This window comes from Desulfobacter vibrioformis DSM 8776 (genome assembly GCF_000745975.1).
In the GTDB taxonomy this organism is placed as follows: Bacteria; Desulfobacterota; Desulfobacteria; order Desulfobacterales; family Desulfobacteraceae; genus Desulfobacter; species Desulfobacter vibrioformis.
In genome coordinates, this window is the sequence record NZ_JQKJ01000058.1 from 1 (window position 1) to 6,490 (window position 6,490).

The 6,490-nt window shown below is 44.9% G+C and carries 7 protein-coding genes and 1 pseudogene; 4 read left to right on the top strand and 4 right to left on the bottom strand.

Annotated features, from left to right (window positions below; genetic code table 11):
* Positions 1-255 (top strand): hypothetical protein (locus Q366_RS21650; protein ID WP_035242193.1); only part of this gene is annotated, 255 nt, incomplete at its 5' end.
* A 39-nt stretch (positions 256-294) separates the two neighbouring features.
* Positions 295-531: a hypothetical protein gene (locus Q366_RS18750; protein WP_035242195.1), complete on the top strand. Its 237-nt coding sequence runs from the start codon at positions 295-297 to the stop codon at positions 529-531.
* A gap of 395 nt (positions 532-926) precedes the next feature.
* Here Q366_RS18750 and Q366_RS21100 read toward each other — a convergent pair whose 3' ends face one another.
* From Q366_RS21100 to Q366_RS21655, 4 genes are all read right to left on the bottom strand, one after another.
* Entirely contained in the window at positions 927-1,232 is a 306-nt protein-coding gene (locus Q366_RS21100) for a TFIIB-type zinc ribbon-containing protein (RefSeq protein WP_006968152.1), read from the bottom strand.
* A 38-nt stretch (positions 1,233-1,270) separates the two neighbouring features.
* Positions 1,271-3,835: a cation-translocating P-type ATPase gene (locus Q366_RS18755; protein ID WP_035242196.1), complete on the bottom strand. Its 2,565-nt coding sequence runs from the start codon at positions 3,833-3,835 to the stop codon at positions 1,271-1,273.
* A gap of 48 nt (positions 3,836-3,883) precedes the next feature.
* On the bottom strand, positions 3,884-4,504 hold the full coding sequence (locus Q366_RS18760; RefSeq protein WP_035242204.1) for a diheme cytochrome c: 621 nt from the start codon (positions 4,502-4,504) through the stop codon (positions 3,884-3,886).
* Between the two features lie 122 nt (positions 4,505-4,626).
* On the bottom strand, positions 4,627-5,208 hold the full coding sequence (locus Q366_RS21655) for a hypothetical protein (RefSeq protein ID WP_035242199.1): 582 nt from the start codon (positions 5,206-5,208) through the stop codon (positions 4,627-4,629).
* Between the two features lie 297 nt (positions 5,209-5,505).
* Between Q366_RS21655 and Q366_RS20565 the strand changes: the two genes are divergently transcribed.
* Both Q366_RS20565 and Q366_RS18775 read left to right on the top strand, forming a co-directional pair.
* Positions 5,506-6,150 carry a TetR/AcrR family transcriptional regulator gene (locus tag Q366_RS20565; RefSeq protein WP_051958164.1) on the top strand — a complete coding sequence of 215 codons (645 nt, stop codon included), beginning with the start codon at positions 5,506-5,508 and terminating at the stop codon, positions 6,148-6,150.
* Positions 6,151-6,351: pseudogene (locus tag Q366_RS18775) on the top strand (IS1380 family transposase); the annotation flags it as partial. It abuts the gene before it with no gap.
* Positions 6,352-6,490: the final 139 nt, after the last annotated feature.

The following is a 6,490-nucleotide window of genomic DNA, read 5'->3' on the forward strand; positions in this document are numbered from 1 at the left end:
GTCATAGATTTTATTCCTGGCTCTGGATTTGTTTCTGATGATTGGACAGAAATTGGAGCAGCTATTGGGGCTTTTATAGGCTATCGAAAAGATAATAAGAAAACTTTTGAAAATGGAATCACCGGCATAAAGCTTGTTTGTTTTGCTGTTGAAATCATCCCAGGCATTCTTACTTTATTGATTACAAGACAGCATGAAAAGCATGTGATACACGCGTGCTGTCTTAAATCAAAATCTGTTACCGGTGGGCTGTAAAAAAAGCGGTCAACGGGCAACCCATACAAGGAGGTTCCCATGCAGCAAAAAACTGACACCCCATTTCTGGTGGATCTGGATATATTGAACACCCATAATGAAAAAGGATGTAAGGCTTGCAACCGGAAATTCAGTCTTGGAGATACCGTGGTGATGGCATACGGGCCCTGGCCGGATGAACCTGTGAAACTCATCCATGAGCAGGAAGCCGTGTTTGATGACAATACCGGGGCCTGGTATGAAAAAGCTTATTTCATGAAGCGTCAAGGGACCTGAAGATATGGATTTGCCGGAATTGCGACGTCATCCTTTAAAAGGTGAGCGCCATAATTTCTGGACTATGGTGGACCCCAATGTCAAGACAGTTTTCCATTCAATTTAAGCGTCATTTTTTATATTTCCGCCAGTTTTCATGAGTTTGTGTCACGGTTCACTTTTCCGGTCTGCTTCAGCATCTATCGGAAGTGGAAGCCAGGTCCCCGAGAAAGGGCTTCTCAAAATATGCCCGTCGGAGGAGGGAACTGGCTTCCGCTGGAGCGGGTCTCCTGAAAACATAAACATGCGTAAAGGTGCAGACTGAAATTAAAACGGTTCCGAACATGGTTCTCCAGGGAAGAAATGTTTACTGAATTTCTTCCTGTTTAAATTCATAAATGGGTCCACAAGCAATGTTAAAAATCGAAAATATCTTTTAATAAAGATTTTTTCTTGTATGATTTTCCATATCCATGCTTTGAATCGTGATGATCGTCATGTCCATGTCCATGACCATGTTTTTTGTCATGCGATGACGAACGATCCGCGTCACGATACGATCGTTCCGATCCTGCGGCTGTTGACGGAAGAGATCGTTCTATGATCTTGTCGAGCTCCCCCCGATCAAGCCAGACGCCTCGGCACTCCGGGCAATAGTCAATTTCCACACCCTGTCGGTCTGACATGATTAAATCATTTGTTTTGCATACGGGGCATTTCATTTCATTTTTCTCCTCTGTGTTTGTTGTTTATAAATTTTTCATACATTCTTGGCAAATCGGTTTTTCCTGTTGAACAAAGGAATCACCTTTACAAGCTCCATAAGAATGATCGCCACAAGACCACCCGCCAGAGCCAGAAAAAAATCATTCAAGGAAACCGATCCGAAGCGGTACAGGTTTTTGAAAAAAGGTATGGTAAGCACAAGGCACATGACTGCAACCGTTCCGGTCATGACCCATTTAAATGCCGCGTTTTTTTCTTTCAGCATGCTGATGCTTGATTTTGTCAGGGAGCGATTTGATAAAATCATTCCAAGATTACAGACCACAAGCGTTAAAAAGGCCAGTGCCCGAGCCGTCTCAGTAGAATGATCATTGCGTATGAACAGATAAATTGCAATGGTAACAGCCAAGGTCAGGCCTCCCTGAAAAAAGCACTTCAGAAGTGTCGACCCTTCGAAGAGTTTGGCATCAATACTGCGCGGTTTTCGGTTCATGACACCGCTGTCATCTTTGTCAGCTTCAAAGATCAACGTGCATGCGGGATCAATAATCAGTTCAAGAAAAACAATATGCACCGGGAATAAAATCAAGGGCCATTTCAACAGTACGGGTATTAATGACAGTCCTGCGATTGGGATATGAACCGAAAGGATGAACATCATCGCTTTTTTAAGGTTGTCATAAATACGCCGCCCCATCCGCACTGCCGTCACAATGGAATTAAAATCATCATCAAGGAGCACCAGAGAAGCAGCCTCACGTGCGACATCCGTGCCGCGGCCCCCCATGGCTACCCCGATATGCGCGGCTTTCAGGGCAGGCGCGTCATTCACACCATCACCCGTCATGGCAACGATTTCCTTGTTTATTTTAAGGGCCTGAACTATACGCAGTTTCTGTTCCGGCACCATGCGGGCAAAGATGTTGACCTCTTTTATGCGCGCTGCCAGTTGTTCATTGGTTAATGCTTCCAATTCAGAACCGGTAATGTGTTGATCCGGATTTTGAAGACCAATCTGCCGGGCAATACTCATGGCAGTACCGGGATAATCCCCGGTAATCATGATCGTTCGGATGCCGGCGGTGTAACATTCCTCGATAGCCCCTTTTACATTGGGACGGACAGGGTCTTCAAGGCCAATTAATCCGAGGAATTTAAACTGGAAATCATGCTGCTCCTCAGGCAGATTTGTTTTCCTCTGGCGGGCACATGCAACTCCGATCACCCGTTTGCCCTGATTACTGAGCATATCGATTTTTTCTCCAAGCCATTTCAATTTTGGTGCATCAAAATGACAAAGATCCGCAATGGCTTCAGGAGCGCCCTTGGCGGCTATAACAAGGTCTTCACCCGAAGCCGACGTCCAGACCCGGGACATGGCAAGCAGTTCTTTGCTTAAGGGATATTCACGCTGGAACGTCCATGACGAATGAAGATGTTCTGTCTGTGAAAGGGTTTGTTCACCCAGCTCCTTCATGGCCTTTTCCATGGGGTCAAAGGGGTCGACCGGGCTTGCAAGAATGCTGTACTCGACCACTTCATGAAATTCTTCGGGAAGTATTTCATTCGTCTTTTCAACCTTAAATACCTGATTGCCGGCCACAATATCGGATACTGTCATTTGATTAAGGGTCAGTGTCCCGGTTTTATCAACACAGAGCACGGTGGCCGAGCCGAGGGTTTCCACTGCCGGAACCCGCCGGGTCAACACCCGGAATTTTGAGATCCGCCAGGCGCCAAGCGCCAGAAAGATGGTGAGAACAACCGGGAATTCCTCTGGAAGGATGGCCATGGCCAGAGACAATCCGGCAAGAAATCCTTCCAGCAGGTTGCCGCGGGTCAGCCAGTATACCACAATCACGAGCGTGCAAAGGATGCAACCGACAATCGCAAATGTGCGGACGACCTTCCCGGTCTGAATCTGAAGCGGGGTGCGCTCTTCTTCAATGGATTGAAGCGCTTTGCCGATTTTTCCCAACTCCGTTCGGATTCCTGTCGCCTTTATAATTCCTACGGCCTGACCGGATACAACCAGAGTTCCTGAAAAAGCAAAGGGAAGATCATCTCCTCCCGGTTTACCTATCTCAGCAGAGGTCTCCTTTGTGGATGTTTTTTGCACAGGCACGGATTCACCGGTCAGAAGAGATTCATCAATGGAAACATTGACGGCATGAATCAGAATACAGTCTGCAGGAACACGGTCTCCTTCCGACAGCAGGATAATATCATCACAGACCACTTCCCTGCCGGGGATGCGTGTTTTTTCCCCATCACGAATGACATATGCCCGAGGGCTGGACAGATCCTTGAGTGCTTCGAGCGCCCGCTCTGTTTTCCGTTCCTGATAAAAGGTGATGCCGATGATGACAAAAACAAACCCAAGCAGCATCAATGCTTCCTGAAACTCGCCAGACAGCAGATACAATGCCCCGCATGCGATCAACAACAGGAACATGGGTTCTCTTAAGACCCCGATCAGGATTTCCAGACCCTTTCGTTTTCCCTGGGTCGGCAATTCATTAAAACCATCCTGCTGCTGCCGCTGGACTACCTCCTCCCGCGCAAGACCTTTTAAATTCTCAAACGATATACCGCTCATTTTTAATCCTTATACTTATAAATGGAACATATTTCTGTCATAATTGTTTTATTTGGGAATTTTTACATTGTCATCATCATAAATTCCGTCTTCAGCCGTTGTGTGACAAGCAATACAATTTGATAAAGAACCTATGAATTCCCGCTTCAATATATCCGGAGTAATCTCATGGTGTTCTTTTATGATATACGGGATTTGGGTAATTCTCAAAGGGGTCTGATTCCCAAGTCCCTTCATGATTTTGGCCGCTCGTTTTGTCGTGCTATGGTCAGCGCAGTTGGATTTCAGATAATCTGTAATGATTTTTTCTGATTCGGCATCCAGTTCAACGGATTCTCCAAAATGATCATCAAGGCTTGTCAGGATCTTTATCCAGGAAGATTCCGGTAGAAATTCCGGCTGGTAGGCAAAATGGCAGGCCCCGCATTGAAACTGGTAAGTCGGGTTGGCCAAGGATTTTACAGAGCCATTGCCATGATCTCCATCCCTATGGTGGTCTTGCTTTCTTTTTTGTTGGCAGTTGTCATCATTATCCCCGTTTCCGTCGGCTAACAGATTGCCCCTCTTATTTTCTTTATGGTCATCATCAGCATAAACCAGGAAAGAAGGAATCGAAAAAAGGGTGACGAAAACCAGGCAAAACATAAAAAACATTGTCTTGTGATACATTTTAATTTCCTCCATAAAAAATCGGTTTTCAATATCAGTACGCATCTTTTTAAAATCAAATCCAAAAGTTAAGCTGTTAAAACAGATCCATGCTCGATACAGCCAGACAAACATTTTCCAGGCTAATCGACAATCAGATGACCTACCGTCAAGACCAAAAACATAGCGATAAAAATAATGGGCTGGGTATGAATCTTGTAGGCACTCTTCCTGAAGAATTTGGGGCATAACTTAAATTTCATGAGAAATCCCAAAATCATCGAAATCAACATCACTATCGCCCCAAGCTCCGGCAAGAATGAAGATTTACATTGTGAAGCCAACCAGTGCCAGAGAATGATTCCCAAAATCGAGAGATTCAAATAGTAGTGAAATCTCATAAAGGCTTTTTTTTGTATTCTGTTAAGATGTGACAGTATTTTTTTTAATCCAGTTCCTATCGGCAGAAATTGATTGATTCCCTTTATCAGAATGCTCACTGCGACCGGCAAGTTCGCTATAAGTAAAAGCAATGCTGCAATCTGACCCGCGGTTTCATTACCTTCATTGTCGGTCTCCGAAAATAGGGAGTTGTGCTGGTCCTCTCTTTCGAAATATTTTTCAACCCTATGCTTATCATCGGTGATGCCAGTTGCTGCAAACCAGGACCCGAACCCCATGAGACCGACAATTGTTAATAATATCAGAATTTTATAATTGTGCATTCTTTTTCTCCCAACACAATAAACCACATGATTGGTGCCTTACTCTTCAGTTCCGGTTTAAAAAAATGAGGGGGGGAAAATGGGTTGCGGGTTTCCCGCCTTAGTTAGAGAGGTGATCAGGCTTTATCTTTGTAAACGAACGGATCACCAGAGCAGAGCAAATATTATTTATTTTATAAAAAGTTTATCATATGTCTTTTCATTCCCATTCATATTAATTAAAAAAGTAGATTGACAGCCTATTGAAATTATGAGCAAATACTTAATTTATGTCAACTCGCATTTTGGATATTGTTTATGACAGCACGCAAACAACGCCTTGATCCCCGAAAAAAGCCGGTTCAGAAACGTTCAAAAATAACAGTGGATGTGATTCTCCTCGCAGCTGCTCAGGTTTTTGAGTCTCATGGTTATGCAGCCGGAACCACCAACCGTATAGCTTCACGAGCAGGAGTGTCGATTGGAACTCTGTATCAGTATTTTCCAAGTAAGGAAGCGATCGCAGTTGCGTTGCTTGAGAGGCATCTTGCTGAAACTGACCATCGCCTGCACGAGTGGGTTGGACACATGGTGGTAGAACAGCATAATCTGTACGAGGCTCTGCACGACTATGTCACTGGAATGCTGGAGATGCACGCCAAGCAACCACGATTGCAACATATTCTGCTTGAGGAGACACCATTGCCCGAGCGAGTTCACCAGGCATTGATTGAGGCTGAACAACATGCGGCCAAAACTGTAGCCGGCCTTATCCGTTTGTACCCTGAAGTTCGATCAAACGGTCTCGAACATACCTGCTTTGTTATTGTCCAGACGGTTGAGAGTTTGACCCACCGGTATGCAGCCCATCCTGATGACCAGTTTATCCCACAGGCTATATTTGTTGATGAAGTGGTCAAAATGATTATTGCTTACCTTAAATGTGATAGTTCCTCTCTATGAGCCTCTTTGATCATTTCCCTGACCGGCACAAGAGAAGTGCTCTATATGGTTAACCGTTCCGGGAATGCCCCTTCTCATCTGGATTCTGCCAAGTGGCTGGACAAAACCCTCGATCTTGTGTCTGATTCGTTTGAAAAGATCTATATTCGGGGCGATACGGACTTCAGTCTTACCAGCAATTTTGATAAATGGGACTGGAGGATATTGAACGGGAGCACATCCTGGAAGCTTTAAGGGATAGGGATAGGGATAAGGGATAGGAGGTTGCTTTTTGCCAAGCAATGTATAGCGAAGGGATAGGAGGTTGCTTTTTGCCAAGCAATGTATAGCGAAAGATGTA

Coding starts and splice junctions, on each gene's coding strand:
- Q366_RS18750 (WP_035242195.1), top strand. CDS start 295: ATGCAGCAAAAAACTGACACCCCATTTCTGGTGGATCTGGATATATTG.
- Q366_RS18755 (WP_035242196.1), bottom strand. CDS start 3,835: ATGAGCGGTATATCGTTTGAGAATTTAAAAGGTCTTGCGCGGGAGGAG.
- Q366_RS21100 (WP_006968152.1), bottom strand. CDS start 1,232: ATGAAATGCCCCGTATGCAAAACAAATGATTTAATCATGTCAGACCGA.
- Q366_RS18760 (WP_035242204.1), bottom strand. CDS start 4,504: ATGTATCACAAGACAATGTTTTTTATGTTTTGCCTGGTTTTCGTCACC.
- Q366_RS21655 (WP_035242199.1), bottom strand. CDS start 5,208: ATGCACAATTATAAAATTCTGATATTATTAACAATTGTCGGTCTCATG.
- Q366_RS20565 (WP_051958164.1), top strand. CDS start 5,506: ATGACAGCACGCAAACAACGCCTTGATCCCCGAAAAAAGCCGGTTCAG.